The sequence below is a fragment of the Duganella sp. Dugasp56 genome (assembly GCF_047304105.1).
In the GTDB taxonomy this organism is placed as follows: Bacteria; Pseudomonadota; Gammaproteobacteria; order Burkholderiales; family Burkholderiaceae_D; genus Rugamonas; species Rugamonas hordei.
In genome coordinates this window covers 1-25,466 of record NZ_JBGLYQ010000062.1, presented here as the reverse complement: position 1 = coordinate 25,466, position 25,466 = coordinate 1, and the positions used below count along the sequence as shown (strand labels likewise).

Below are 25,466 nucleotides of genomic sequence, written 5' to 3'. Positions count from 1 at the left end.
TTGCCGCCGTGCATAAGGCGGAATATTGTCGCATAGTATTTGTTGGAAAAACCGCGCGGCGACAGCCGCCGGACGGTTTTTTTCTGCGCGGGGGCTGGGCGCAGCGGTGTGGGAACGGCGGTGGTCCCGTCAGGAGCCGGCGTAGTATTCCGGAACGATCAGAGTGACTTCCAGTCCACCGTCCGCATGGTTGGACAGCATGACGTTGGCGCCGTGCTGCTCGGCGATATTGCGGGCGATGGTCAGCCCCAGGCCGGTGCCGCCGGATTCGCGCGAGCGCGAGGTTTCGATGCGGTAGAACGGTTCGAACACGCGCGCCATCTGGTCCTGGTCGATGCCGGGACCGCCGTCGCGGATGCGGATGCGGGCGGCGCCGACCATGCGCTCGACCGTCACGTTGGCGTAATGTCCATATTTCACCGCGTTGTCGATCAGGTTGACCAGGCAGCGGCGGATCGCCAGCGGACGTCCCATCAGCGCCATCGCCGCCCTGCCGCGCAGCTCGACCTGCTGGCCGCCGTCGGTGGCGTCGCTGCACACGCTGTCGAGCAGCGAATCGAGGTCCAGCGCCTGCATGGTTTCGGTGGTGTCCATGCTGCGCGCCAGATCCAGGCCTTCCTTGACCATCTGCTGCATCGCCGACAGGTCGTCGATCAGGCGCTGCTGCAATTCCGCGTCGCCGACTTTTTCCAGCCGCAGGCGCAGGCGGGTCAGCGGGGTTTGCAGGTCGTGCGTGATCGCCGCCAGCATTTGCGTGCGCTGCATGATGTGCTGGCGGATGCGCGCCTGCATGGCGTTGAAGGCGGCGCTGGCCTGGCGGATTTCCGCCGCGCCGCTCAGCACCACCGGCGGGTGGTTGATGTCGTTGCCCAGGTCCTTGGCGGCCTGCGCCAGCAGCTTCAGCGGACGCACCGTCATGCGCGTGACCAGGTAGGCCAGCGCGGTAATGCTGATGAGGAAAGGCAGCATGGTCAGCAGCTCGCTGTGGGCCGACGGCGGCGGCGAGCGCGGCGGCAGCACGGACAGCTTCAGCACTTGGCCGTCGTGCAGCCGCACGTTCATGGTTTCGCAGGTGCCGCGCCACTGGCTGGGCGCGAACATATTGGGGGACTGGCGCGGCAGGTCGCAGGCGGCCGGATGCTCGACCAGCGGGCCCAGCTTGAAGCCGTCGCCCAGGCGCTGCTGCAAGGTGGCGGAAAATTCGGTCTGCGGCAGCGCGGTGGCGCTCGGCACGTCGCTGCGCTCCAGGCGCACCGTGCCGCGATTGGCCATGCGCAGGTAGGTCGGGCGCGACGCTTCCGGCAGCACGTCCGCCGTGGTGATCAATTGTTCGGCCCGCTCCAGCGCATGGAAATCGCGGTAGCGTTCCAGCGCGCGCGTGCGTTCGCCGACGGCCAGCCACTGGGTCAGCGCCGCCGAGGCGACGATACCGAGCAGCAGGATCAGGAACACGCGCCCGGTCATTGATCCGAAAAAGGCTTTCACGCTAGCGGCTCCACGGTCACTTGTCCGGCCAGCACGTAGCCGCCGTTGCGCACGGTCTTGATGATTTGCGGCAGGCGCGCGTCCTCGCCCAGCTTCTGCCGCAGGCGGCTGATCTGGATGTCGATCGAGCGGTCGAACGGATCGGCGTCGCGGCCCTGCGTCAGGTTCAGCAGCTGGTCGCGGTTGAGCACGCGGTTCGGATGCTCGAGGAAGACCTTGAGCAGGCGAAACTCGGCGCCCGACAGCATGATGACGATGCCGTCCGGATTGAGCAGGTGGCGCGCGGTCAGGTCCAGGGTCCAGCCGGAAAAGCGCATCTGCTGCGCCTTGTCGGTGCCGCTGCCGGACGGCATGGCGTTACTGCGGCGCAGCACGCTGCGGATGCGCGCCAGCAGCTCGCGCGGCTCGAACGGCTTCGGCAGGTAGTCGTCGGCGCCCATCTCGAGGCCGAGGATGCGGTCCAGCGGTTCGTTGCGTGCGGTCAGCATGATCACCGGCAGCGTCGAGTGGGCGCGCAGCTTGCGGCACAAGGTCAGGCCGTCGTCGCCCGGCAGGTTCAGGTCGAGCACGACCAGGTCGGGGCGGGCTTCGTCGAGCAGCTTCCACATGGCGATGCCGTCGGCGGCGCACAGGGCGCGGTAACCGTTAGATTCGAGGTAATCTGCCAGCAGGGTGCGGATGTCGCGGTCGTCGTCGACGATCAAGATAGTAGATGTGGGTTCCATATGCTAATTATCCCCAGTTCGGCCCCGTGTGACCAATCACCAATTGTATCGTCTTGTATATGACCATAGGGTCGAAACATATGGATACAAAAACTTCGGGCCGCGAAACTTGGCGGCAACCTAGCGCTGCCAACATGGGTTCAAGCGCGGTGACCAACGCACCGCGATACCTAACTTTCAATGATAAAGGAACGACCATGAACGTCTTACGCAAAAGCATACTGATCGGTTTTACCGTACTGGGTATGGCCGCCGCACAGGCACAGGATACGACGCCGCCGGCCGGCCGTCACGGCGCCGTCGTCAGCAAGGAGCAGATGCAGGCCAAGATGGCGGAAATGTTCGCCAAGCGCCAGGCCAAGCTGCACGACCTGCTGAAGCTGACCGCGCAACAGGAATCGGCCTGGGCGACCTACCAGGCGGCGATCAAGCCGGCCGCCACCGGCGCGGCTGACCACACATCGTTCGCCACCTTGTCGGCGCCTGATCGCCTGAGCAAGATGATCGAGATGGCCAAGCAGCACGAAGCGAAGATGGAGGCGACGCTGCCGGCGCTGACCGCGTTCTACGGCCAGCTGACCACCGAGCAGAAAGCCATCTTCGACGACAATACGATGGGCGGCAAGCATGGCGGTTTCCACGGCCATCGCGGCGGCTGGGGCGGCCACCGCGGCTGAGCCTAGTTCAGGCGGGACAGGGACGCGGTGAACTTCGCCGCGTCCTGGAAGCCGATGACGCGGGCGCCGTCGATTTCCTTGCCGGCCTTGTCGAACAGGATGATGCCCGGCGGGCCGAACAGGCCGAAGCGCTTCAGCATGGCCTTGTCGTCGGCATCGTTGGCGGTCACGTCCACTTGCAGCAGCATGGTGTTGGCCAGCCGGGCGCGCACTTGCGGATCGACGAAGGTCAGTTTTTCCATCTCCTTGCAGGATACGCACCAGTCCGCGTAGAAGTCCAGGATCGCGGTCTTGCCGCCGGTTTGCGCCAGCACGGCGTCGAGCTGCTGCACGGTCTTGACGCGCTGGAAGGCCAGCGGCGCCTCATGCTTGCCGCCGGCCAGGTGGGCCAGCGGCGCCAGCGGATCGCGGCCGCCGCTGACCACGCCGATCAGCTGCATCAGGCCCAGCACGGCGACGATCACGCCCACCGACTTGGCCACCCACTTACCCGAATTCATCAGCAGATGCATGCCATAGCCGACGAACAGCGCGGCCCAGCCCAGCATCTGCACCGCCGCCGGCAGCACCGGCGCCACCAGCCACCAGCCCATCGCCAGCATCAGCACGCCGAAGAAGCGCTTGACGGCGTCCATCCACATGCCGGCGCGCGGCAGCAAGGCTCCGGCCGAGACGCCGACCAGCATCAGCGGCACGCTCATGCCGACCGCCATCGCGAACAGCGCGGCGCCGCCGATGACGACGTCGCGGCTCTGGCTGATGTAGACCAGCGCGGCGGCCAGCGGCGCGGCCACGCACGGGCCGACGATCAGCGCGGAGATGGCGCCCATCACGAACACGCCGGCCAGCTTGCCGGAAGATTGACGGTTCGACACGGTGCTCAGCTTGGACTGCAGCGCGGCCGGAACCTGCAGCTCGTAGAAGCCGAACATCGACAGCGACAGGATCGCCATCAACACGCCGAAGCTGCCCAGCACCCACGGATTTTGCAGCGCGGCGGCCAGGCCCTCGCCCGCCAGTCCGGCAGCCACGCCGAGCGCGGTGTAGACGATGGCCATGCCCAGCGAGTAGGTGACCGACAGCAGCAAGCCGCGGCCACGGCTGCTGCTGGCGCCTTCGCCGACGATGATCGAGGACAGGATGGGCACCATCGGCAACACGCACGGGGTGAACGACAGGCCCAGGCCCAGCAGCGCGAACAGCGGCAGGATGACCAGCAGCTTGCCGCCTTTCAGGGCCGCTTCCAGGCGGCCGGATTCGGTGGCCGGGGCGGCGGCTGCGGCAACCGGCGGAGCTGGCGGCGAGATGACGGCGACCTTGGGCGTCGGGATGGCGACGATGGTGACGCCCGGCGTGACGGCGGCGGGCGTGCCTTCGCCGATGGCGGCGGCCGGAGCGGACGATGCGCCCGCTGCGGCGGCACCGGCTGAGGGCGACGCGGTCGCAACCGCAGCAGCTGCAGGCAGCGGCACGCTGCCGCTGCCCACCAGCTGTATCTTGTAATCCTGCGGCGCGTAGCACAGGCCCTTGTCCGAGCAGCCCTGGCCGGTGGCCAGCAGCGTGAACGCGCCGGCGGCATCGACCGGCATCGTCATGGTGACGGTCTTGCGATAGGTCTCGACGTTCTTGCCGAAGGTTTCATCGAAGTGCACGGTGCCGGCCGGGATGGCCAGCGCGCCCAGCTTGGCGCCGTCCGCCTTGAACTTGAAGCGCTCGCGGTACATATAGTAGCCGTCGGCGATCTGGAAGCTGACCGACAGTGTATGGCCGTCGACCATCTGCGCCGAGAATTTGAAGGCCGCATCCGGCTCCAGGAAACCGTCATCGGCCAGCGCGGGACGAGCCAGCAACAGGGCGATCAGCGACAGCAGCGGGGCGAACAGACGGGCGAAACGGAGCATGAGTTTTCTTTCGACGAAACGAGCACCAGCATAGTACACCGGGGCTGCTTTTCCCGCCTGAGGCGGGGCTTAATCCCTTCTTAATCCCTGCAACGTCTCCGGTTTTTGTGCGAAACTCAACACTTTCCCGCTCAGGAGCAACAGATGACCAACACCCGCCCCCTGCTGTTTTCCGTCCTGGCGCTGGCCCTGGCGTCGGCCGGCGCGCAAGCCCCCGTCAAGGCCCTGAGCGCGATCTCGGCGCCGGAGATCCTCGCTCACATCACGACGCTGGCGTCGGACGACTTCGAGGGCCGCGCGCCGGGCTCCCCGGGCGAAGCGAAGACGGTCGCCTACATCGAGCAGCAATTCAAGAAGCTGGGCCTGAAGCCGGGCAACCCCAACGGCAGCTGGATACAGGCTGTGCCGATGCGCGGCCTGACGCCGACGCCAACCTTCAGCTACCAGGTCGGCGGCAAGACGGTCGCGTTGAATTTCCCGGAAGACTATGTTGCCCATTCGACCAGCCAGCCGACCAGCGTCAACGTCGCCAATTCCGAGATCGTGTTTGTCGGCTACGGCGTGCAGGCGCCGGAATATGGCTGGGATGACTACAAGGGCGTCGACGTGCGCGGCAAGACCATCCTGATGCTGATTAACGACCCGGCCGTTCCCGATCCGAAGGACCCGTCGAAACTGGATCCGTCCATGTTCAAGGGCAACGCCATGACCTACTATGGACGCTGGACCTACAAGTACGAGATCGCCGCCAGGCTGGGCGCGGCGGCCGCCATCATCATCCACGAGACCAAGCCGGCCGCCTATCCGTGGGACGTGGTGCGCAGCGGCGGCAACGCCGAGCAGTTCAGCCTGTTGCGCGACGGCGCCGATCCGGACGCGCCGACGGTGCCGGGCTGGATCCAGCTGGCCAAGGCCAGGGAGCTGATGGCAGCCGCCGGCTACGACTTCGACACGCTGAAAGCCCAGGCGCTGACCCGGGACTTCCGTCCCGTCAGCCTGAAGGCCACGGCGGACTTCAAGGTGGACAACACCGCGCGCACCGTCAACTCGAACAACGTGGTGGCGATGATACCCGGCAGCGATCCCAAGCTGAAGCATGAATACCTGATCTACAGTGCCCACTGGGACCACCTGGGCATCGACGAGCGGCTGCCGGGCGAGCGCAGCAAGCAGATCTATCACGGCGCACTGGACAACGCCTCCGGCATCGCCGCGCTGCTGGAGATCGCCAAGGCCTACAAGGCGCTGCCGAAGGCGCCCAAGCGCTCCATCCTGTTCGTGGCGACCACGGCCGAGGAACGCGGCCTGCTGGGCGCGAAATACTACGCCAGCCATCCGCTGTATCCGCTGAAGCAGACGGTGGCCAACATCAATATCGACGGCATCAACGCCTGGGGCAAGACGGCGCAGATCGAGAACGTGACGTCGGGCCATTCAAGCATCGACGGCCTGCTGGAGAAATATGCGAAGACGCAGGGCCGCCTGATGGAGAAGGATAGCCGGCCGGAGCTGGGCAGCTTCTACCGCGCCGACCAGCTGGAGTTCGCGCGCGTGGGCGTGCCGGTGCTGTACACCAAGGCCCGCAGCCGCTACCTGGACAAGCCGGACAGCTATGCGCACGAGGTGGTCGACAGCTATGTCGCGCACGACTACCACCAGGTGACCGACAACGTCCGCAGCAACTGGGACTTCAGCGGCGCGGTGCAGGACATCCAGCTGCTGTTCCAGGTCGGGCTCGACATCGCGCAGGGCACCACGCCGGAATGGAGCGCCGGCTCGGAGTTCAAGGCGGCCGGCGACCAGCGCCTCAAATAAAAAAAAGCCAGGCTGAGCCTGGCTTTCTTCTAACGTTGCTGCAACTGCGAAGATTACTCTTCCGCGGTTGGGGCGCTGTCGATGTCGGTGACTTCTGGACGGTCCATCAGCTCAACGTAAGCCATTGGAGCGTTGTCGCCAACACGGAAACCCATTTTCAGGATGCGCAGGTAGCCGCCGTTGCGGTTTGCGTAGCGTGGGCCCAGTTCTGCGAACAGCTTCAGAACCATTTCACGATCGCGCAGGCGGGAGAATGCCAGACGCTTGTTAGCCAGGGTGTCGGTCTTGCCCATGGTCAGGATAGGCTCAACTACGCGGCGCAGCTCTTTAGCTTTTGGCAGCGTGGTTTTGATGGCTTCATGACGCAGCAGGGAAACGGTCATGTTGCGCAGCATAGCCAGACGGTGGGACGAGGTACGATTCAGTTTACGGAGGCCGTGACGGTGACGCATGGTACTTCCTTTCAGGTGTTTAAATCCGAGTTCTTCGATCGCTCACGTTTGACGGGGAGCGCGGACCGGTTCTAGGGATATACGCCCGGCACAACATGCGCCGGGCGGTACTACAAAATGCAAATCAGTTGGTAACAGGACCGAACATCGCTGCGCGATGTCCGGCACTGTCACCCAATTTGTTATTTTTCCAGGCCTGCAGGCGGCCAGTTTTCCAGCTTCATGCCCAGGGTCAGGCCGCGGGAAGCCAGCACTTCCTTGATTTCGTTCAGGGACTTGCGGCCCAGGTTCGGCGTCTTCAGCAGTTCGTTTTCCGAACGCTGGATCAGGTCGCCGATGTAGTAGATGTTTTCCGCTTTCAGGCAGTTGGCCGAACGGACGGTCAGCTCCAGGTCGTCCACCGGACGCAGCAGGATAGGATCGACCAGCGGTGCGCGCGATGGGGCTTCGGCAGCGGCTTCGGTGCCTTCCAGGGCGGCGAACACGTTCAGTTGATCGACCAGCACGCGGGCCGATTGACGGATCGCTTCTTCCGGCGAAATCACGCCGTTGGTTTCGATGTTGATGATCAGCTTGTCCAGGTCGGTACGCTGTTCCACGCGAGCGGACTCGACGAAGTAGGAAACGCGGCGAACCGGCGAGAACGATGCATCCAGAATGATGCGGCCGATGGTCTTGTTGGTGTCTTCGGACAGGCGGCGTACGTTACCCGGCACATAGCCACGGCCTTTTTCGACTTTGATCTGCATGTCCAGTTTGCCGCCGGCGGTCAGGTGAGCGATCACGTGGTCCGGATTGATCAGTTCCACGTCGTGTGGCAGATCGATGTCCGAAGCCAGGATGGCGCCTTCGCCTTCCTTTTTCAGGGTCAGGGTGACGGAGTCACGGTTGTGGACTTTGAAGACCACGCCCTTCAGGTTCAGCAGCAGGTCAACGACGTCTTCCTGCACGCCGTCGAGCGACGAGTATTCGTGTACAACGCCCGCGATCGTCACTTCGGTCGGCGCGTAGCCCACCATCGACGACAGCAGCACGCGACGCAGCGCATTACCCAATGTATGGCCATAGCCGCGTTCGAACGGCTCCATCACTACTTTAGCGTGGCCGGCGCCCAGCGCCTCTACATCGATAATACGTGGCTTCAACAGACTGTTTTGCATGTAAATGTCCTTTTCAATACCCTCGGCGCGTTAGGCCGATAAGGCTGATGGCATTAGTGAAAACGCCCACTCGAGCGAGTGGGCGGGTTTTGGTGCTGCTAGACTACAGATTAACGCGAGTACAGTTCGACGATCAGCGATTCGTTGACGTCGTTGGCGATCTCGTTGCGCTCTGGCAGGGACTTGAAGGTGCCTTCCATTTTCTTGGAGTCGACCGACACCCAGGCTGGCATGCCGACTTGTTCAGCCAGCGACAGCGCTTCAACGATACGCACTTGCTTTTTCGACTTTTCGCGGACAGCGATGACGTCGCCGACTTTGACCACGTACGAAGCGATGTTCACAACCTGGCCGTTCACGGTGAAGGCTTTGTGCGATACCAGCTGACGCGCTTCAGCGCGGGTCGAGCCGAAGCCCATGCGGTATGCGACGTTGTCCAGGCGGGTTTCCAGCAGCTTCAGCAGGGTTTCGCCGGTGTTGCCCTTGCGGCGGTCGGCTTCTGCGAAGTAGCGACGGAACTGACGTTCCAGCACGCCGTACATACGCTTGACTTTTTGCTTTTCGCGCAGCTGGTTGCCGTAGTCCGAGGTGCGGGCACCCGACTTGACGCCGTGCTGGCCTGGTTTGACGTCCAGTTTGCACTTGCTGTCCAGCGAGCGACGTGCGCTCTTCAGGAACAGGTCAGTACCTTCACGACGGGAGAGTTTTGCTTTAGGTCCGATATAACGTGCCACGATGCTTCCTTTTTTTAAATGATGACGCCCCAGCTGTGCAGTTGCTCACAGTTAGGCGCTAGTCCTGACCTCACGGGCCGGACGTGGCTAAAGTCTGCCGGCATATCAGCCAGACAGACGACAATAGCCGGGCAGTATAACCGTTTCCGGTCATCTGCTCCAGCGATTTTTTTAACAGCGGGAAGGAGGCGAAGCGAACTTCGCCGCCGACCGGACTATTAGATACGACGACGTTTTGGAGGACGGCAGCCGTTGTGCGGCACTGGGGTAACGTCCTGGATCTCGGTGATCTTGATGCCCAGGTTGTTCAGTGCGCGCACTGCGGATTCGCGACCAGGACCAGGGCCCTTGATGCGCACTTCCAGGTTCTTCACGCCGCACTCAACCGCGACTTTACCAGCTGCTTCAGCCGCAACCTGCGCTGCGAACGGGGTCGATTTACGCGAACCCTTGAAGCCAGCACCACCGGAGGTTGCCCACGACAGCGCATTGCCCTGACGGTCGGTGATGGTAATGATGGTGTTGTTGAAGGAAGCGTGAACGTGCGCGATACCTTCGGCAACGTTCTTCTTGACCTTCTTGCGTACGCGCGCTGCTGCTGCGCTGCTTTGTTGCTTAGCCATGTGATTTCCCTAGATTATTTCTTGAGCGATTGAGCGGCTTTGCGCGGGCCCTTGCGGGTACGTGCATTGGTGCGGGTGCGCTGACCGCGGACCGGCAGGCCCTTACGGTGACGCATGCCGCGGTAGCAACCCAGATCCATCAAACGCTTGATGTTCATGGACAGTTCGCGGCGCAGATCGCCTTCGACGATGAATTTAGCTACTTCATCGCGCAGCTTTTCCAGTTCGCTGTCGTCCAGATCCTTGACCTTTTTATTGGTCGCGATACCCGTTGCGGCGCAGATGAACTTTGCGCGTGGACGGCCTACACCGTAGATGGCCGTCAGGCCGATAACGGTGTGCTGATGATTGGGGATATTAACCCCTGCAATACGTGCCATTCGTTATTCCTCGATAAATAACGGTTATTAACCTTGACGCTGCTTGTGACGTGGTTCGACGCAGATTACGCGAACAACGCCCTTGCGCTTGATGATCTTGCAGTTGCGGCAGATCCGCTTGACTGAGGCGTTAACTTTCATTTTGCTCTCTCTTCTTGGTTCGATTATCTATAGTTACTTGGTCCGGAACACGATGCGTGCGCGGCTCAGATCGTAAGGTGTCAGCTCTACCGTCACCTTGTCGCCAGGAAGAATGCGGATATAGTTCATCCGCATTTTACCCGAAATATGCCCGAGCACCACGTGTCCGTTTTCCAGCTTTACTCGAAATGTTGCATTCGGGAGATTCTCAAGAATCTCGCCCTGCATCTGTATGACGTCGTCTTTTGCCATTCGGTATGTTTACCGCGCTTATCGCGTCGGAATTCCGCCCTTGAAATTTGCTTTGCGCAGCAGCGATTCATATTGCTGCGACATCACGTAGTTTTGTACCTGCGCCATGAAGTCCATGGTCACAACTACAATAATCAACAGAGAGGTGCCGCCAAAATAAAACGGTACCTTCCACTCGGCTTGCATGAATTCCGGCAACAAACACACCAAAGTGATGTAGATGGCGCCAGCCAGTGTCAAACGTGTCAGGATCTTGTCGATGTAACGGGCAGTCTGCTCACCGGGACGTATCCCTGGCACAAAGGCCCCGCTCTTCTTCAAGTTATCCGCTGTTTCCTTGCTGTTGAAGACCAGCGCTGTATAGAAGAAACAGAAAAACACGATCGCAATGGCGTACAACAGTGCGTGGATGGGCTCGCCTGGCCCCATCGATGCTGCCAAATCTTTCAGGAACCGGACCGCCGGGTTGGCCGTGTCGGCGCCCGTCGTAAACCAGCCCACGATCGTTGCCGGGAACAAGATAATCGACGAAGCGAAGATCGGTGGGATCACGCCGGCCATGTTCAATTTCAATGGCAGGTGCGACGTTTGTCCACCGTAAATCTTGTTACCCACCTGGCGTTTCGCATAGTTCACCAGAATCTTGCGTTGGCCACGTTCGACAAACACCACGAAGAACGTCACCGCCACAACCAGGATCATGATGATGATCGCGGACAAGGCACCGATCGAACCGTTGCTCACCGACGAGGCCAGGCCTCCCAGCGCGCCCGGCAGGCCGGCGGCGATACCCGCGAAGATGATGATCGAGATGCCGTTACCGAGACCGCGCTCGGTAATCTGCTCGCCCAACCACATCACGAACATGGTTCCGGTCAACAGCGTCACGACCGTCACGAAACGGAATGCAAAGCCTGGATCCAGCACCAGGCCAGCTTGCGACTCCAGTGCGACTGCAATGCCGAACGCCTGGAACGACGCCAGCACCACCGTGAAATACCGGGTGTACTGGGTGATCTTGCGACGGCCTGCTTCGCCTTCTTTTTTGAGCGCTTCCATCTGCGGCGAGACGATCGACACCAGCTGCATGATGATCGAGGCCGAGATGTAAGGCGTGATACCCAGCGCAAAGACTGTGAAGCGCGCGAGAGCGCCACCGCTGAACATGTTCAACATGCCCAGGATGCCACCCTCTTGCGACTTGAACAGCGCGGCCAATTGTACCGGATCGATCCCGGGAACCGGGATGTGAGCGCCGATACGATAAACCACCAATGCGCCAAGCAAGAACCAGAGCCGGCCCCAGGGGAAACCAGCTGCTGCACTTTTAGCTAATTGTGGGTTAGTCGCCAATTTTCGCTCCGATCAAGCTGTTAGCGGTCAACTCAGGCTACCGAGCCGCCGGCTGCTTCGATGGCGGCTTTCGCGCCAGCGGTCACTTTCAGGCCTTTGAGGTTCACCGCTTTGGTGATCTCGCCGGACAGAATGACGCGCACGTCGCGTGCCAGCACGCTCAGTACGCCAGCTTGCTTCAGCACCAGGATGTCGACATCGCCGACAGCCAGCTTGTTCAGGTCGGACAGGCGCACTTCAGCTTTGAAGGTGGCGTTGAGCGACTTGAAACCGCGCTTAGGCAGACGGCGTTGCAGAGGCATCTGACCGCCTTCGAAACCGACTTTGTGGAAGCCGCCCGAACGCGATTTTTGACCCTTGTGACCACGGCCCGAGGTTTTACCCAGACCGGAGCCGATACCGCGGCCGACGCGACGCTTGTAGTGCTTAGCGCCATCGGCTGGTTGTATGGTATTCAGTTCCATGATTTCTCCGTGTGTAAGCCCGGGGGCTTACGCAACTACTTTAACGAGGTACGAGACTTTGTTGATCATGCCGCGCACGGATGGGGTGTCTTGCAGCTCGGAGACCGAGTTGACGCGACGCAGGCCCAGACCGCGGACGGTGGCACGGTGATCTTCACGCGTGCCGATCAAGCCCTTGACCAATTGTACTTTGACGGTTTTAGTTGTCATGTCGTTCACCTTAGCCCAGGATCTCTTCTACCGACTTGCCGCGTTTCGCAGCAATTTCAGCAGGAGTACTCATTTTTGCCAGACCATCCAGCGTGGCGCGCACCAGGTTGTAAGGGTTGCTCGAGCCGGTGGATTTCGCCACGACGTCGGTCACGCCCATTACTTCGAAGATTGCGCGCATTGCGCCGCCGGCGATGACGCCGGTACCTGGTTTCGCAGGCGACATCATCACTTTCGATGCGCCGTGACGGCCGGTAACGGTGTGCTGCAGGGTGCCGTTCTTCAGGGAGACCTTGATCAGGTTGCGACGGGCTTCTTCCATTGCCTTCTGCACACCAACCGGTACTTCCTTCGACTTGCCCTTGCCCATGCCGATGCGGCCATCGCCGTCACCAACCACGGTCAGCGCGGCGAAACCCATGATACGACCACCCTTGACCACTTTGGTCACGCGGTTGATCGCGATCATTTTTTCGCGCATGCCGTCATCCGGCTTGTCGCTTGCCATTTTTGCTTGCATTTTTGCCATGATCGTTCCTTAGAACTTCAGACCGGCTTCGCGCGCGGCTTCTGCCAGCGCCTTCACACGGCCGTGGTAACGGAAACCGGAGCGGTCGAACGCGACTTCGGTAATCCCTGCTTTCAGTGCTTTCTCTGCGACGCGCTTGCCGACGATCGCGGCAGCAGCAGCGTTGCCGCCCTTGCCCGATTTGCCAGCCAGTTCGTTGCGCACTTCGACTTCTGCCGTGGAGGCCGATACCAGTACTTTGGCATCCGGCGAGATCAGGTTCGCGTAGATATGCAGGTTAGTGCGGTGTACCGACAGGCGGTTCACTTTCTGTTGCGCGATCTTGATCCGGGTTTGGCGTCCGCGGCGCAGACGTGATTCTTTCTTGTCCATCGTCAGCCCCTAGTTACTTCTTCTTGGTTTCTTTAATCTTAACCACTTCGTCCGCATAACGGACGCCCTTGCCCTTGTAAGGCTCAGGGGAGCGGTAAGCGCGAACTTCAGCAGCCACTTGGCCCACTTGCTGACGGTCGATCCCTTTGATGATGATCTCCGTCGGCGTTGCGGTAGCGCAGGTGACGCCGGTTGGCATGGCGTGCACGACAGGGTGCGAGAAGCCCAGCGACAGATTCAGCTTGTCGCCTTGCGCTTGCGCCTTGTAACCCACACCGACCAGGTTCAGCTTTTTCTCGAAACCCTTGGTCACGCCAACGACCATGTTGTTGACCAGTGCGCGCAGCGTACCGGACATGGCATTGGCTTCGCGGCTGTCATTAGCGGCGACGAAGCTCAGGGTTCCTGCGTTGTTTTCCACCTTTACCTGGCCGTTCAGGGCCTGGGTCAAGACGCCCAGCGGGCCCTTGACGGTGATCGCTTGCGCGGAGATGGCGACATCAGCGCCAGCTGGCACAGCGATTGGCATTTTAGCTACACGAGACATGTCTAACTCCTTATGCGACGTAGCAAATAACTTCGCCGCCGACACCGGTAGCGCGTGCTTTGCGGTCAGTCATGACGCCTTGCGGAGTCGACACGATCGCCACACCCAAGCCATTCATCACAGTAGGGATCTCGTCTTTGCCCTTGTAGACGCGCAGGCCCGGACGGGACACGCGCTCAAGGCGCTCAATGACGGGACGGCCAACATAATACTTCAAACCGATTTTCAGTTCCGCCTTGCCACCAGCTTCGGCTACGGCGAAATCTTCAATGTAACCCTCGTCCTTGAGGACGTTGGCAATCGCAATTTTAACTTTCGACGATGGCATGGCCACGGTCGTCTTTTGCACGCCTTGGGCGTTACGAATGCGGGTCAGCATATCGGCGATAGGATCGCTCATACTCATTGCATATTCTCCTATTACCAGCTTGCTTTAGTCATACCCGGGATCTCACCACGCATGGCGAATTCACGGAGCTTGATACGGCCCAGACCGAATTTACGGAAAGTGCCGCGTGGACGACCGGTGACGGCGCAGCGGTTACGCTGGCGAGTCGGTGCCGAGTTACGTGGCAGCGCTTGCAGCTTCAGGCGCGCTTCGTAACGTTCTTCTTCCGACTTCGACTGGTCATCAATGATGGCCTTCAGCGAGGCGCGCTTGGCGGCAAACTTGTTTGCCAGGTCGACGCGTTTCTGCTCACGGTTAATCAGTGCGAGTTTTGCCATGATCTTCTTAGTTCCTGAACGGGAATTTAAAGGCGGCGAGCAGAGCTTTCGCTTCGTCGTCGGTCTTGGCGGTGGTGGTGATCGAAATGTTCATACCACGCAGCGCATCGATCTTGTCGTACTCGATTTCCGGGAAGATGATCTGCTCTTTCACGCCGATGTTGTAGTTACCACGGCCATCGAACGAGCGGCCATTGACACCGCGGAAATCGCGCACGCGCGGCAGGGCCACGGTGATGAAGCGATCGAGGAACTCGTACATGCGAGCGCCGCGCAGGGTGACCATGGTACCGATCGGGTAGCCTTCACGGATCTTGAAACCCGCGATAGCTTTGCGCGACTTGGTCGTCACCGGCTTCTGGCCGGCGATCTTGGTCAGGTCGCCGACAGCGTGCTCGAGGACTTTCTTGTCCGCGATGGCCTCACCAACACCCATGTTCAGGGTGATCTTGGTCAGACGTGGAACTTCCATCACCGACTTGTAACCGAATTTCGCGGTCAGGTCGGCGACGACTTTTTCTTTATAGAATTCTTGGAGACGTGCCATGATTTCTTAAGCCTTCACTACTTCGCCGGACGATTTGAAGACGCGGACTTTTTTGCCATCCACTTCTTTGAAACCGACACGGTCTGCCTTGCCAGTCGCTGCATTGAACAATGCAACGTTGGACACGTGAATCGGCATAGTCTTATCGACGATACCACCTTGTACGCCAGTCATTGGGTTAGGCTTGGTCGCTTTTTTGGCGACGTTGATGCCCTCAACCACGACATGCTCAGCATCGATACGCTGCTGAACGACGCCACGCTTGCCCTTGTCTTTCCCGGTCAGAACGATGACTTCGTCGTTTTTACGAATCTTATCCATTACGACTCCTTACAGGACTTCCGGTGCCAGGGACACGATCTTCATGAACTTTTCAGTGCGCAGCTCGCGCGTCACTGGTCCAAAAATACGGGTACCGATCGGTTCCAGCTTGGCGTTCAGCAGAACGGCAGCGTTGCCGTCGAACTTCACCAGGGAACCGTCTTGGCGGCGAACACCTTTAGCGGTGCGCACTACCACGGCGTTATAAATTTCACCTTTTTTGACACGACCGCGTGGCGCAGCAACCTTAACGGTTACCTTGATCACGTCGCCGATGCCAGCATAACGGCGCTTGGAGCCGCCCAATACCTTGATGCACATAACTTCTTTGGCACCGGTATTGTCAGCCACTTCGAGCCGGCTTTCAGTTTGAATCATAGTATTCTCTTTCCCAACTTAAGCCGAAGAATCCACACAATGCGGACCTGCGGTCAGTCTTGGTCCCGCCAGAGTGCCCTGCTGGGCCCACTGTTTGGGTGCTTGACCTTCGTACTGCACTGACCGCACGGTTCTGCGTCTGTGGCCAGACACTTTGCGGCGTTACATGAACGAAGCCCGCAAGTATTACATACAACTCGCGGGCTTGCAAGAACTAATTGAAGCGCCCCCGCTGTTGCCAGCGGGGGCGTGCACTTCAATTAAACGATTTGTGCGGCTTGCACCACACGGGTCACGGTCCATGCCTTCGTTTTGGAGATCGGACGACCTTCCACGATTTCCACCGTGTCACCGGCTTTCACCTGGTTGGTCTCGTCGTGCGCGTGGTACTTGTTCGAGCGCACGATGATCTTGCCGTACAAAGGATGTTTCACGTGACGTTCGATCAGAACGGTAACGGTCTTGTCCATCTTGTCGGACACCACCTTACCGATCAGCGTGCGCTTGAGCGGCTTGTTCACTGTTTCGGTCATTTGGCTTCCTTGGTGTTCATTACCGTTTTTACACGTGCGATATCGCGACGTACCTTCTTGAGCTGCGAAGTATTGCTCAGCTGTTGCGTAGCGATTTGCATACGCAGGCCGAATTGTGCCTTCAACAGGTCATTCAGCTCTTTTTGCAGAGCTACCTGGTCTTTGCCGCGGAGTTCAGATGCTTTCATATTTCACTCCTGTTATTGGCCGACTTGGCGGATCACGAACGTGGTCGCCAGTGGCAGTTTGGCAGCGGCCAGGCGGAATGCTTCGCGCGCCAGTTCTTCTGCGACGCCATCCATTTCGTACAGGACTTTGCCTGGACGGATTTCAGCGACGTAGTACTCCGGATTACCTTTACCGTTACCCATACGGACTTCGGCAGGCTTGTTCGAGATCGGTTTGTCCGGGAACACGCGAATCCAGATACGGCCGCCACGTTTGATGTGACGGGTCATGGCGCGACGTGCTGCCTCGATCTGGCGTGCCGTGATACGACCACGGGCAACGGCTTTCAGACCGAACTCGCCGAACGACACCGAAGTGCCGGCGGTGTGCGAAATGCCGGTGTTACGGCCTTTCTGCTCTTTACGATACTTTCTGCGTGCTGGTTGCAGCATGATTATTCTCCTGCTTTCTCGGCCGGCTTGGCGGCGCTGCGCACACGGGCTGCACCTGGAGCGGCTGGTTTCGCACCGGCGCCGGCACCGGCTGGGCGCGGACGGCCAGCTGGTTTGCCGTCGTCACGACGTGGGCCACGTGGCTTCTTCTCGTCTGGCGGGGTATCGATGACTGGTGCGTCGCCGTTAGGCGCGCGGTCACCCTTGTATACCCAGACCTTAACGCCGATGATGCCGTAGGTGGTCGAAGCTTCGCTGGTGCCGTAGTCGATATCGGCGCGCAGGGTGTGCAGTGGCACACGGCCTTCGCGATACCACTCTTTACGAGCGATTTCGATACCGTTCAGACGACCCGACGACATGATCTTGATGCCCAGGGCACCCAGACGCATGGCGTTTTGCATCGCACGCTTCATCGCGCGGCGGAACATGATGCGCTTTTCCAGCTGCTGGGCGATCGAATCGGCGATCAGCTGCGAGTCGATTTCCGGCTTGCGGATTTCTTCGATGTTCACGTGGACAGGCACGCCCATGATCTTGGTCAGCGCCGACTTCAGTACTTCGATGTCTTCGCCTTTTTTACCAATGACCACGCCCGGACGCGAGCTGTAGATCGTGAAGCGCGCGTTCTTGGCAGGACGCTCGATGACGATGCGGCCGACCGAAGCGTTCTTCAGCTTGGTCTTCAGGTAAGCGCGTGCTTTCAAGTCTTCGTTGAGCATCGAGGCAAAGTTGCTGTTGCCCGCGTACCAACGCGACGCCCAGTTACGGGTAACCGACAGGCGGAAGCCGGTTGGGTGAATTTTTTGACCCATTTTTAGCTCCTTAGTTGCCGACGGTCACGTAAATGTGACACGATTGTTTCGAGATACGATCGCCCCGGCCTTTAGCGCGTGCAGTGAAGCGCTTCAGGATCGGGCCCTTTTCGACGTAGATCGTTTTCACGAACAGTTCGTCGATGTCCGCGCCGTCATTGTGCTCGGCGTTGGCGATAGCCGACTCCAGCACTTTCTTGATGATGGTCGCGCCCTTTTTTGGGCTGAATTGCAGAATGTTGAGTGCAGCGTCAACTTTCTTGCCGCGGATCTGGTCAGCCACGAGGCGACCTTTTTGATCCGACAAGCGCACACCCTTGAGGATAGCTTTGGTTTCCATTATTTCTTCGCCTTCTTGTCAGCGGCATGGCCCTTGAACGTGCGGGTCAGCGCGAATTCACCGAGCTTGTGACCAACCATGTTCTCGGAGACGTACACCGGCACGTGCAGCTTGCCATTGTGGACGGCGATCGTCAGGCCGATGAAGTCAGGCATGATGGTCGAACGACGGGACCAGGTTTTGATTGGCTTTTTGTCTTTGGCTGCTTGTGCGGCTTCGACTTTTTTCACCAGGTGGGCGTCACAGAACGGCCCTTTTTTCAATGAACGAGTCATGTGCTACCCCTTATTTCTTGCCGCGGCGCGAGACGATCATGGAAGAAGTGCGCTTGTTGCTGCGGGTCTTCTTACCCTTCGTCTGTTGGCCCCAAGGCGACACTGGATGACGACCAGCTGCAGTTTTACCTTCACCACCACCGTGCGGGTGATCGACCGGGTTCATGACCACACCGCGAACGGTAGGACGAACACCGCGCCAGCGCATCGCGCCGGCCTTACCGATCTTGCGCAGGCTGTGTTCGGCATTGCCGACTTCACCCACGGTTGCACGGCACTCGATGTGCACGCGACGCACTTCACCCGAGCGCAGGCGCACTTGAGCGTAGGTACCTTCGCGGGCCATCAGGACCACGCCGGCGCCGGCGGTACGGGCCATCTGGGCACCCTTACCTGGCAGCATTTCGACGCAGTGCATGACGGTACCGACTGGGATGTTGCGGATCGGCAGGCAGTTGCCCGACTTGATCGGCGCTTCCGAACCGTTCATCACGGTGTCGCCAACGCTCATGCCTTTGGTGGCGATGATGTATTGACGCTCGCCGTCGGCGTAGCACAGCAGGGCGATATTCGCGGTGCGGTTAGGATCGTATTCGATACGTTCCACTTTCGCAGGAATGCCATCCTTCTGACGCTTGAAGTCGATCAGGCGATAGTGCTGCTTATGACCACCGCCGATGTGGCGGGTGGTGATGTGGCCGTTGTTGTTACGACCAGCAGTTTTCGATTTTTTCTCAACCAGGGCTGCGAACGGACGACCTTTGTACAGGTCCGGGTTCACAACTTTCACCATGCCGCGACGGCCTGGGGAGGTTGGCTTCATCTTAACGAGTGCCATTATTTAGCCTCCTCGGAGAAATTGATTTCCTGGCCAGGTTTCAGGCACACGAAAGCACGCTTGGTATGGTTGCGGCGGCCGGTGTGGGCACCGGAACGCTTCTGCTTACCTTCGCGGTTGACGGTCTGCACCGATTCCACTTCCACTTTGAACAGCAGTTCAACAGCGGCTTTGATTTCTGGCTTGGTCGCGTCGGTGGTTACACGGAACACGATCTGTTCGTTCTTTTCCGCGACCATGGTGGCCTTTTCGGAAATGACCGGAGCCAGCAGCACCTTCATCAGGCGCTCTTCGCTAAATTTCAATGCGCTCATGCCAGCATCTCCTCAATCTTAGCCAGTGCAGCTTTGGTGACCAGGATCTTCTTGTAGAACACCAGGGACATTGGATCTGCGTGACGTGGTTCAACAACCAGTACGTTAGGCAGGTTACGCGATGCCAGTTCCAGGTTTTCGTTGGCGACGTCGGTGATGATCAGAACCGAGTCAAAGCCCATGCCGGTCAGCTTTTGCGACAGCAGCTTGGTCTTTGGCGCTTCGATCGTCAGGTCTTCGATGATCGTCAGGCGATCTTCGCGGGCCAGCTGGGACAGGATCGAGCAGATACCTGCGCGATACATCTTCTTGTTCACTTTGTGGGTGAAGTTCTCGTCAGGCGAGTTCGGGAAGATGCGACCACCGCCGCGCCACAGTGGCGACGACGACATACCAGCACGAGCGCGGCCGGTACCTTTTTGGCGCCATGGCTTCTTGGTCGTGTGGTGGACTTCTTCACGGTCTTTTTGTTTACGGTTGCCGCTGCGAGCATTGGCTTGGTAAGCAACGACGACTTGGTGGATCAGGGCTTCGTTGTAGTCACGGCCGAAAATGGTGTCGGCGGCAGCTACGTTAGAGGCGGCTTGACCTTGAGCGTTCAAGAGCTTGAGTTCCATCGTTTAAGCTCCCTTCTTTGCTTTAACTTTGACAGCAGGCGATACAACGACCTGGCCGTTTTTCGCGCCTGGGATCGCGCCTTTGACCAGCAGCAGCTGACGGTCGGCATCGATACGGGCGATTTCGAGGTTCTGCACAGTGCGGGTGACGTCACCGAGGTGACCGGTCATGCGCTTACCTGGGAACACGCGGCCTGGATCTTGCGCCATACCGATGGAACCGGGAACATTGTGCGAACGGGAGTTACCGTGGGTAGCACGGCCCGAAGCAAAGTGGTGACGCTTGATGGTACCGGCATAGCCTTTACCGATCGTGACACCTTGAACGTCGATCTTTTGACCGACTTCGAACAGGGAAGCGGCAACGACATCGCCAGCTTTCAGTTCGGCAGCTTTGGTAGCGTCGACGCGGAACTCTTTCAACAGAGTACCGGCTTCAACACCAGCTTTAGCGTGGTGACCAGCAACAGCCTTCGTTACGCGGGAAGCGCGACGTTGACCGAATGCGACCTGAACAGCGGAATAACCGTCAGTTTCAGGAGTTTTGATTTGCGCAACACGGTTGTTCGATACGTCCAACACGGTGACTGGGATCGAATCCCCGTCATCGGTGAAGATGCGCATCATACCAACCTTGCGACCGAGAAGGCCAAGGCTCATTTTTTCTCCAATTCCCACCTACGATTGGGCGGGGATATGTTGAACTACTAAAATTAGTACGGATCAATAAAAAGGCGTATCCATACCGAAGCCGGCTAGTGTAGCGTGAAAAGACACTTGACGCAACAACTTAATACGAGGTATGTCGGGTTTTCACGGCAACGATTCCTGCTCGGCATCGTTGCCAATTCCATACCAGTCGAAGCGGCGGGTGGCCACCATCACCGCGCCCAGCGCCGTGAACAGCAGCAGGCTGCCCAGCACCAGCGCATTGTTTTCCGAGATCAGCAGGCCGTACAGCGCCGAATACAGCAGCACCAGCCCGGCGCCAAAGCCGCCGGCGCGCGCGCGGCTGCGCAGCACGGCCGCCAGGTAGTAGGTGATCAGCGCGATGCAGGCGCCGGCGGCGATCAGGTACGACACCAGAAAGTCGATATGCTCGGACAGGCTGACCAGCAATAGAAAGAACATGATCAACGCCAGCCCCACCAGCGTGTACTGGATCGGGTGGATCGGCAGGCGCTTGAGGATCTCGAACACGAAGAAGGCGGCAAAGGTCAGTGCCACGAACAGCAGGCCGTATTTGGTGGCGCGATCGGCCTGCGAGTAGATGTTGACCGGCTCGATGAAGCCGATGTTGAAGCTGTCCAGCTTGGTGTGCGCGTCGGCGGCACCGGCTGGCAGCGCGCCCGCCACTTCCTGCGCCGTCAACTGCTGCTGGGCGCCGCTGGCCATGGCCGACACCCGCCAGCCCGCCTTGAAGCCGGCCTCGCCGATATTGCGCGTCTCCGGCAGGAAGTTGCCGCCGAACTGGGGATGCGCCCAGTTCGATTCCACCGTGACGATGTTGTTGGTGCCGACCGGAACGAAGTGCTGCCGCTCGGTGCCGGCCAGGCGCAGCGAGAAGCCGAACGGTATCGTCGCGCCGGCCGCCTTCAGCTCGGCCAGGTCCAGAAGCACGTGCATGCCGCCGGGGTAGCCGGGCAGGCGCGCGCCCTGCTCGAACTTGTAATTGCGGCCGGCCACGATCACGGCCGGAATGTCGCGGATGCCGCGCACGTCCGACACCGACAGCGCGATATACGGCCGCCCCATGGTCAATTGGGAGGATGGACTCTCGCGCGGGAAGTCGCCGAGTGCTGGCAGGCTGAAGTCGCCGGCGAAGCTGTGGCCGCCGCTGTACATCAGCACCTGGTGGATGCCGCGATAGCGCCGTTCCGTGTTGATCTTGCTGGCGATCTTCAGCTCGTTCGGGAACACCAGCTTGCGGCGGACCACCATGCGGGTGGTATCGCGATCCTTGACCTCCTCCGTGTACGGCAGCACCAGCACCGGCCCGATCACGCGCTGCTCGCGCACCGAATCCTCGGCAATGCTTTGCACCGCCTGCTCATGAAAGCGCAGGCGTTCGTTGATCGTGCCTTCGACCATCATCAGCGGCAAGCCGATCAACAGCATCAGCCCGAAGATGATCAGGCATTTGAGTAGTAGTTTTTTTTGCATGGCGATTCCTCTGGCTGAAAGTGCTACCAGTGTAGAAACGCCATGTGCGTTGTTGATGCGTTCTGTGTGAAGTCAGAGCGTCAACGGCAGCGGCAGGCGCAGCTCGGCGCGGCAGCCGCCCTGCTCCGCGTTCGCGACGGTGACGGAACCGCCGTGCAGGGCCGCCACCTCGCGCACGAACGGCAGGCCGAGTCCGGTGCTCTTGGCGCCGGCCGGCCGGGGCAGCGAGTAGAAGCGCTCGAACACGCGTTCCACCGCATAGTCCGGGATGCCCGGGCCGCCGTCGACGATGGCGATCACCGCCTCCGCCGCATCGCGCGCCAGCTCGATGCGCACTGCGCCGTCTTGCGGCGCGAAGTCGATCGCATTGTCCAGCAGGTTGCCGACGGCCTGACGCAGCAGCAGCGCATCGCCGCGCACCGTCAGCTGGGCCGGCGCGTTGAGCAGCAGGCGCAGGCCGCGCTGCCGCAACCGGCTGTCCGCGTCGGCGGCTACCTGGTCCAACAACGCCGCCAGCCCCACCGGCCCGGCTCCGTCCAGCCCCTGCTGCTGCTCGACGCGCACCAGGGCCAGCAGCTTGTCGATCAGCTGCTTCTGGCGCGCATTCTGGCTCAGTATGTTGTCGAGAAAGCGGCGCGCCTCTTCCGCCGGCACGCCTTCCGCCAGCAGCTCGGCCGAACCCTGGATGGCGGCGATCGGGCTTTTCAGTTCATGCGCCAGCGTATGCATCAGCTGCTCGGCGTATTCCTTGCCCTCGAGCCGGGTGCGCATCGCGTGCAGCGCGCGCCCCAGCGTGCCGATCTCGTTGTTGCCCAGCGCCGGCGGCGCCACCTTGTGGCCGGCCTCGGCCTCGGACACGTAATGCATCAGCTGCCGCAGCGCGCGCGCCAGCCACCATGCAAACCCCAGGCCGATCAGCAGCGACAGCACCAGCAGCACCGTGCCGCGCTGCAGGATCTTGCGCTGGCTGCGGTCGACGAAGGCCTGCACGCTGGACAGGGGCTTGGCCACCGTCAGCACGCCGATGATGCGCTCGCCGTCCATGATCGGCGCGGCCACGTGCATCACGGTGCTGCGGTCGTCGCCTTCGACGGTGCGGGTGCTGCGCGCGCCATACTTGCCCTGCAGCGTCAGGTAGACATCGTTCCAGCGCGAGTAATCCTTGCCGGTCGCCGCGCCTTCGGAATCGTAGACCACGATGCCGCGCGCATCGGCGATGTAGACGCGGTAGTCCAGCTTGCGCTTGGTCACGCCATTGATCACCACGCTCACGCGGCGGCGGCCGTAGTCGTGCATGCCGGCCAGCTTGGGGCTGGCCCGCAGGGCGCCGGACTTCATGTCCTCGGCCACCACCCCGGCCAGCAGTTCGGCGGTGTCGACCAGCGTATCTTCCAGGGTCGAACGCACGCCGGGCTTGACCTCGGCCACGAACACATTCAGCAGGAACCACGCGGCCAGCCCGACAATGAGGAAATAGCCCAGCAGGATGCGCAGGCCGATCCTCATGCGGCCAGACTGTAGCCCATGCCGCGATGGGTGAGGATGGGATCGGTGTCGGCGTCGATCAGGCGCAGCTTGGCGCGCAGCGATTTGACGTGGGCGTCGACGGTGCGCTCCAGCGTGTCCGGCGCGTCGGTCCAGACGCGGTCCATCAGCTGCGCGCGCGACAGCACGTGCGATCGATGCTCGAGCAGGGTCTTCAGCAGCAGGTATTCGTAGCGGGTCAGATCCAGCGGCTGGCCGCAGTATAGGATGCGCGCTTCCTGCGGCCGCAGCTCGAAACCGGCCGCGGCGGATGGCGCCGCAGCGGTCGCGGAGCGCGGCGCCGGTGGCGTCATGCGGCGCAGGATCACGCGGATGCGCGCCACCAGCTCGCGCGGCGAGAACGGCTTGGTCACATAATCGTCGGCGCCGATCTCCAGGCCGACGATGCGGTCGATTTCGTCGCTGCGGGCGGTCAGGAACATGATGGGCGCATCGGAGAACTGGCGCAGGCGGCGGCACACTTCGAGCCCGCTCATGTCGGGCAGGCCGACATCGAGCACCACCAGCAGCGGCGCCGGCTCGGCGCGCATGGCCGCCAGCGCCTGCTCGCCCAGCGTCACATGCAGCGGCGTGAAGCCGTCGGTGCGCAGGGCATAGGCGATGCTGTCGGCAATCGCCTGCTCATCCTCGACGATCAGGATGGTCTTACTCATAAGGTTCCAGCGTTGTCATCATGCGCCAACTCTACCGCTCATGCAAAGGGAAGTCCAGCCATCAGCGACGGAAGCCGATCTTCGGTGGCCACTGCCTAGCCGTATGCAGGATTCGCAGAATAGAGATTTGGTCGCCGTCTATTCGATAGACCATCACATAGTGGCGATGGATGACAAGTTCACGGGTACCCGGTTGCCGCCCTTCCCGCCCCAGTTGAGGATGAAATAAAAGCAGAGCTGTCCTGGCCGCTACCTGGCGCATCAACCTTTCTGCGCCGAGACTACTACCACTGGAAATCTTGCGGAGAATTGCCGCCAAATCAGCAAGCGCTCTCGCTTTCCAGTTCACGGCATGCACTGTGGCCTCTCAGCTTAATTTAAGCTCGGCACGTATCAGGCGCATTGCCTCCTCGTGGGGAATGGCAGGGCTCGGATCATCCAGCGCCTCTTGAACTTCAGCTTTAAACCATGCTTCATATTCTTGGTCAGCCACAGATAAATGCGGGTTCCCGCCACTGTCAAACGAACTGCCGTCCACCTCAAACTGATAGATGCCAAGTTCACGCAAACATAGTTCGACTTCTGATAGCGTCTTGAATTCCAGAAGCTTCTCCGTGTGTGCCGCGCTGAATGCCCGCACACCGGAATCGGTATAAATACAGACGTGCCAGCAGCCGTTGGCACCGACTGCCGACACGTTGAATTCTTCATCCGAGGCAAGCAGGGCGCGTAGCCCCACTTGATCCAAAGTATTCGTCCGCATAGCAATTCCTTCACAATTTTCTTCGGCATCGATTTCACTCTAGCACGGCATCTCGCCATCGCAATAGATCTGCGCCAAAAACAATGGGGCCGGGCGTGGGGGGGGGGGGGGGGACGGCCCGCCCCCCCCAAAACAGGGGGGGGGGGAAAAAACCCCCCCCCGCGGGGATAAAAAAATTTAATTTTTTTTTTTAAAAAA

General features: G+C 60.4%; 38 protein-coding genes. 2 read left to right on the top strand and 36 right to left on the bottom strand.

The window, feature by feature from the left end:
* Positions 1 to 129: 129 nt before the first annotated feature.
* Positions 130 to 1,485, bottom strand: a complete 1,356-nt coding sequence (locus tag ACCD07_RS29555) for an ATP-binding protein (RefSeq protein WP_176655260.1) — start codon at positions 1,483 to 1,485, stop codon at positions 130 to 132.
* Complete coding sequence (locus ACCD07_RS29550; RefSeq protein ID WP_176655259.1) at positions 1,482 to 2,210, bottom strand: response regulator; 729 nt, start codon at positions 2,208 to 2,210, stop codon at positions 1,482 to 1,484. Before ACCD07_RS29550 ends, ACCD07_RS29555 begins: the two co-directional genes overlap by 4 nt.
* A 197-nt stretch (positions 2,211 to 2,407) precedes the next feature.
* On the opposite strand from ACCD07_RS29550, the gene ACCD07_RS29545 reads away from it, so the two are divergent.
* A complete protein-coding gene (locus tag ACCD07_RS29545; protein WP_176655258.1) occupies positions 2,408 to 2,887 on the top strand; it encodes a Spy/CpxP family protein refolding chaperone in 480 nt (159 codons plus the stop codon).
* 2 nt (positions 2,888 to 2,889) lie between these two features.
* Here the strand turns inward: ACCD07_RS29545 and dsbD are convergent, their stop codons facing one another.
* Positions 2,890 to 4,788 carry a protein-disulfide reductase DsbD gene (gene dsbD, locus ACCD07_RS29540; protein WP_413449386.1) on the bottom strand — a complete coding sequence of 633 codons (1,899 nt, stop codon included), beginning with the start codon at positions 4,786 to 4,788 and terminating at the stop codon, positions 2,890 to 2,892.
* Between the two features lie 144 nt (positions 4,789 to 4,932).
* Between dsbD and ACCD07_RS29535 the strand changes: the two genes are divergently transcribed.
* The gene (locus ACCD07_RS29535) at positions 4,933 to 6,603 is read left to right on the top strand and encodes a M20/M25/M40 family metallo-hydrolase (protein ID WP_413449385.1); all 1,671 of its coding nucleotides are present in this window, start codon (positions 4,933 to 4,935) and stop codon (positions 6,601 to 6,603) included.
* A 53-nt stretch (positions 6,604 to 6,656) separates the two neighbouring features.
* Here ACCD07_RS29535 and rplQ read toward each other — a convergent pair whose 3' ends face one another.
* The 33 genes from rplQ to ACCD07_RS29370 all read right to left on the bottom strand — a co-directional run bounded on the left by rplQ (position 6,657) and on the right by ACCD07_RS29370 (position 25,268).
* Positions 6,657 to 7,055 (bottom strand): 50S ribosomal protein L17, encoded by a 399-nt coding sequence (gene rplQ / locus ACCD07_RS29530; protein WP_176655255.1) that lies wholly within the window; start codon positions 7,053 to 7,055, stop codon positions 6,657 to 6,659.
* A 182-nt stretch (positions 7,056 to 7,237) separates the two neighbouring features.
* Positions 7,238 to 8,215: a DNA-directed RNA polymerase subunit alpha gene (locus ACCD07_RS29525; RefSeq protein ID WP_008444343.1), complete on the bottom strand. Its 978-nt coding sequence runs from the start codon at positions 8,213 to 8,215 to the stop codon at positions 7,238 to 7,240.
* Positions 8,216 to 8,325: 110 nt separating this feature from the next.
* Positions 8,326 to 8,949: a 30S ribosomal protein S4 gene (gene rpsD, locus ACCD07_RS29520; RefSeq protein WP_176655254.1), complete on the bottom strand. Its 624-nt coding sequence runs from the start codon at positions 8,947 to 8,949 to the stop codon at positions 8,326 to 8,328.
* 218 nt (positions 8,950 to 9,167) lie between these two features.
* On the bottom strand, positions 9,168 to 9,572 hold the full coding sequence (gene rpsK, locus ACCD07_RS29515) for a 30S ribosomal protein S11 (RefSeq protein WP_008444339.1): 405 nt from the start codon (positions 9,570 to 9,572) through the stop codon (positions 9,168 to 9,170).
* Between the two features lie 14 nt (positions 9,573 to 9,586).
* The gene (gene rpsM, locus ACCD07_RS29510) at positions 9,587 to 9,952 is read right to left on the bottom strand and encodes a 30S ribosomal protein S13 (RefSeq protein ID WP_008444337.1); all 366 of its coding nucleotides are present in this window, start codon (positions 9,950 to 9,952) and stop codon (positions 9,587 to 9,589) included.
* A 27-nt stretch (positions 9,953 to 9,979) separates the two neighbouring features.
* The gene (gene rpmJ, locus ACCD07_RS29505; protein ID WP_005663407.1) at positions 9,980 to 10,093 is read right to left on the bottom strand and encodes a 50S ribosomal protein L36; all 114 of its coding nucleotides are present in this window, start codon (positions 10,091 to 10,093) and stop codon (positions 9,980 to 9,982) included.
* Positions 10,094 to 10,126: 33 nt separating this feature from the next.
* A complete protein-coding gene (infA, locus tag ACCD07_RS29500; protein ID WP_005663428.1) occupies positions 10,127 to 10,345 on the bottom strand; it encodes a translation initiation factor IF-1 in 219 nt (72 codons plus the stop codon).
* 18 nt (positions 10,346 to 10,363) lie between these two features.
* Positions 10,364 to 11,698, bottom strand: a complete 1,335-nt coding sequence (secY, locus tag ACCD07_RS29495) for a preprotein translocase subunit SecY (protein ID WP_117014456.1) — start codon at positions 11,696 to 11,698, stop codon at positions 10,364 to 10,366.
* 32 nt (positions 11,699 to 11,730) lie between these two features.
* Positions 11,731 to 12,162 (bottom strand): 50S ribosomal protein L15, encoded by a 432-nt coding sequence (gene rplO / locus ACCD07_RS29490; protein WP_166097815.1) that lies wholly within the window; start codon positions 12,160 to 12,162, stop codon positions 11,731 to 11,733.
* 27 nt (positions 12,163 to 12,189) lie between these two features.
* Positions 12,190 to 12,372, bottom strand: coding sequence for a 50S ribosomal protein L30 (rpmD, locus tag ACCD07_RS29485; RefSeq protein ID WP_090325890.1), 183 nt, complete (start codon positions 12,370 to 12,372; stop codon positions 12,190 to 12,192).
* Between the two features lie 10 nt (positions 12,373 to 12,382).
* Entirely contained in the window at positions 12,383 to 12,901 is a 519-nt protein-coding gene (rpsE, locus tag ACCD07_RS29480) for a 30S ribosomal protein S5 (RefSeq protein ID WP_008444331.1), read from the bottom strand.
* A 9-nt stretch (positions 12,902 to 12,910) separates the two neighbouring features.
* Positions 12,911 to 13,273 carry a 50S ribosomal protein L18 gene (rplR, locus tag ACCD07_RS29475; protein WP_090325886.1) on the bottom strand — a complete coding sequence of 121 codons (363 nt, stop codon included), beginning with the start codon at positions 13,271 to 13,273 and terminating at the stop codon, positions 12,911 to 12,913.
* 13 nt (positions 13,274 to 13,286) lie between these two features.
* Positions 13,287 to 13,820: a 50S ribosomal protein L6 gene (rplF, locus tag ACCD07_RS29470; RefSeq protein WP_176655253.1), complete on the bottom strand. Its 534-nt coding sequence runs from the start codon at positions 13,818 to 13,820 to the stop codon at positions 13,287 to 13,289.
* Between the two features lie 10 nt (positions 13,821 to 13,830).
* A complete protein-coding gene (gene rpsH / locus ACCD07_RS29465) occupies positions 13,831 to 14,226 on the bottom strand; it encodes a 30S ribosomal protein S8 (protein WP_008444325.1) in 396 nt (131 codons plus the stop codon).
* Between the two features lie 14 nt (positions 14,227 to 14,240).
* Positions 14,241 to 14,546 (bottom strand): 30S ribosomal protein S14, encoded by a 306-nt coding sequence (rpsN, locus tag ACCD07_RS29460; RefSeq protein WP_008444324.1) that lies wholly within the window; start codon positions 14,544 to 14,546, stop codon positions 14,241 to 14,243.
* Positions 14,547 to 14,553: 7 nt separating this feature from the next.
* The gene (gene rplE, locus ACCD07_RS29455; RefSeq protein WP_008444321.1) at positions 14,554 to 15,093 is read right to left on the bottom strand and encodes a 50S ribosomal protein L5; all 540 of its coding nucleotides are present in this window, start codon (positions 15,091 to 15,093) and stop codon (positions 14,554 to 14,556) included.
* Positions 15,094 to 15,099: 6 nt separating this feature from the next.
* Positions 15,100 to 15,414: a 50S ribosomal protein L24 gene (gene rplX / locus ACCD07_RS29450; RefSeq protein ID WP_176655252.1), complete on the bottom strand. Its 315-nt coding sequence runs from the start codon at positions 15,412 to 15,414 to the stop codon at positions 15,100 to 15,102.
* A gap of 9 nt (positions 15,415 to 15,423) precedes the next feature.
* Positions 15,424 to 15,792: a 50S ribosomal protein L14 gene (gene rplN / locus ACCD07_RS29445; protein ID WP_008444317.1), complete on the bottom strand. Its 369-nt coding sequence runs from the start codon at positions 15,790 to 15,792 to the stop codon at positions 15,424 to 15,426.
* A gap of 260 nt (positions 15,793 to 16,052) precedes the next feature.
* Complete coding sequence (gene rpsQ, locus ACCD07_RS29440; protein ID WP_166097829.1) at positions 16,053 to 16,325, bottom strand: 30S ribosomal protein S17; 273 nt, start codon at positions 16,323 to 16,325, stop codon at positions 16,053 to 16,055.
* Positions 16,322 to 16,513 (bottom strand): 50S ribosomal protein L29, encoded by a 192-nt coding sequence (gene rpmC, locus ACCD07_RS29435; RefSeq protein WP_019923486.1) that lies wholly within the window; start codon positions 16,511 to 16,513, stop codon positions 16,322 to 16,324. Before rpmC ends, rpsQ begins: the two co-directional genes overlap by 4 nt.
* Positions 16,514 to 16,525: 12 nt before the next feature.
* Positions 16,526 to 16,945 carry a 50S ribosomal protein L16 gene (gene rplP, locus ACCD07_RS29430; protein WP_176655251.1) on the bottom strand — a complete coding sequence of 140 codons (420 nt, stop codon included), beginning with the start codon at positions 16,943 to 16,945 and terminating at the stop codon, positions 16,526 to 16,528.
* A 2-nt stretch (positions 16,946 to 16,947) separates the two neighbouring features.
* A complete protein-coding gene (gene rpsC / locus ACCD07_RS29425; protein ID WP_176655250.1) occupies positions 16,948 to 17,760 on the bottom strand; it encodes a 30S ribosomal protein S3 in 813 nt (270 codons plus the stop codon).
* A gap of 10 nt (positions 17,761 to 17,770) precedes the next feature.
* The gene (gene rplV / locus ACCD07_RS29420) at positions 17,771 to 18,103 is read right to left on the bottom strand and encodes a 50S ribosomal protein L22 (RefSeq protein ID WP_176362469.1); all 333 of its coding nucleotides are present in this window, start codon (positions 18,101 to 18,103) and stop codon (positions 17,771 to 17,773) included.
* A complete protein-coding gene (gene rpsS / locus ACCD07_RS29415; RefSeq protein WP_008444295.1) occupies positions 18,100 to 18,375 on the bottom strand; it encodes a 30S ribosomal protein S19 in 276 nt (91 codons plus the stop codon). Before rpsS ends, rplV begins: the two co-directional genes overlap by 4 nt.
* A 10-nt stretch (positions 18,376 to 18,385) precedes the next feature.
* Positions 18,386 to 19,213, bottom strand: coding sequence for a 50S ribosomal protein L2 (gene rplB / locus ACCD07_RS29410; RefSeq protein WP_008444293.1), 828 nt, complete (start codon positions 19,211 to 19,213; stop codon positions 18,386 to 18,388).
* Positions 19,213 to 19,527, bottom strand: a complete 315-nt coding sequence (gene rplW, locus ACCD07_RS29405) for a 50S ribosomal protein L23 (RefSeq protein ID WP_008444291.1) — start codon at positions 19,525 to 19,527, stop codon at positions 19,213 to 19,215. Before rplW ends, rplB begins: the two co-directional genes overlap by 1 nt.
* Positions 19,524 to 20,144: a 50S ribosomal protein L4 gene (gene rplD / locus ACCD07_RS29400; protein ID WP_026334873.1), complete on the bottom strand. Its 621-nt coding sequence runs from the start codon at positions 20,142 to 20,144 to the stop codon at positions 19,524 to 19,526. Before rplD ends, rplW begins: the two co-directional genes overlap by 4 nt.
* Positions 20,145 to 20,147: 3 nt before the next feature.
* The gene (gene rplC / locus ACCD07_RS29395) at positions 20,148 to 20,804 is read right to left on the bottom strand and encodes a 50S ribosomal protein L3 (protein WP_008444287.1); all 657 of its coding nucleotides are present in this window, start codon (positions 20,802 to 20,804) and stop codon (positions 20,148 to 20,150) included.
* A 153-nt stretch (positions 20,805 to 20,957) separates the two neighbouring features.
* Entirely contained in the window at positions 20,958 to 22,307 is a 1,350-nt protein-coding gene (gene creD, locus ACCD07_RS29390) for a cell envelope integrity protein CreD (RefSeq protein WP_413449384.1), read from the bottom strand.
* Positions 22,308 to 22,379: 72 nt separating this feature from the next.
* Positions 22,380 to 23,813 (bottom strand): two-component system sensor histidine kinase CreC, encoded by a 1,434-nt coding sequence (gene creC, locus ACCD07_RS29385; protein ID WP_176655248.1) that lies wholly within the window; start codon positions 23,811 to 23,813, stop codon positions 22,380 to 22,382.
* Positions 23,810 to 24,505, bottom strand: coding sequence for a two-component system response regulator CreB (gene creB, locus ACCD07_RS29380; RefSeq protein WP_176655247.1), 696 nt, complete (start codon positions 24,503 to 24,505; stop codon positions 23,810 to 23,812). Before creB ends, creC begins: the two co-directional genes overlap by 4 nt.
* Positions 24,506 to 24,566: 61 nt before the next feature.
* The gene (locus ACCD07_RS29375) at positions 24,567 to 24,854 is read right to left on the bottom strand and encodes a type II toxin-antitoxin system RelE/ParE family toxin (RefSeq protein ID WP_176655508.1); all 288 of its coding nucleotides are present in this window, start codon (positions 24,852 to 24,854) and stop codon (positions 24,567 to 24,569) included.
* Between the two features lie 18 nt (positions 24,855 to 24,872).
* The gene (locus ACCD07_RS29370) at positions 24,873 to 25,268 is read right to left on the bottom strand and encodes a hypothetical protein (RefSeq protein ID WP_176655246.1); all 396 of its coding nucleotides are present in this window, start codon (positions 25,266 to 25,268) and stop codon (positions 24,873 to 24,875) included.
* Between the last annotated feature and the right edge of the window lie 198 nt (positions 25,269 to 25,466).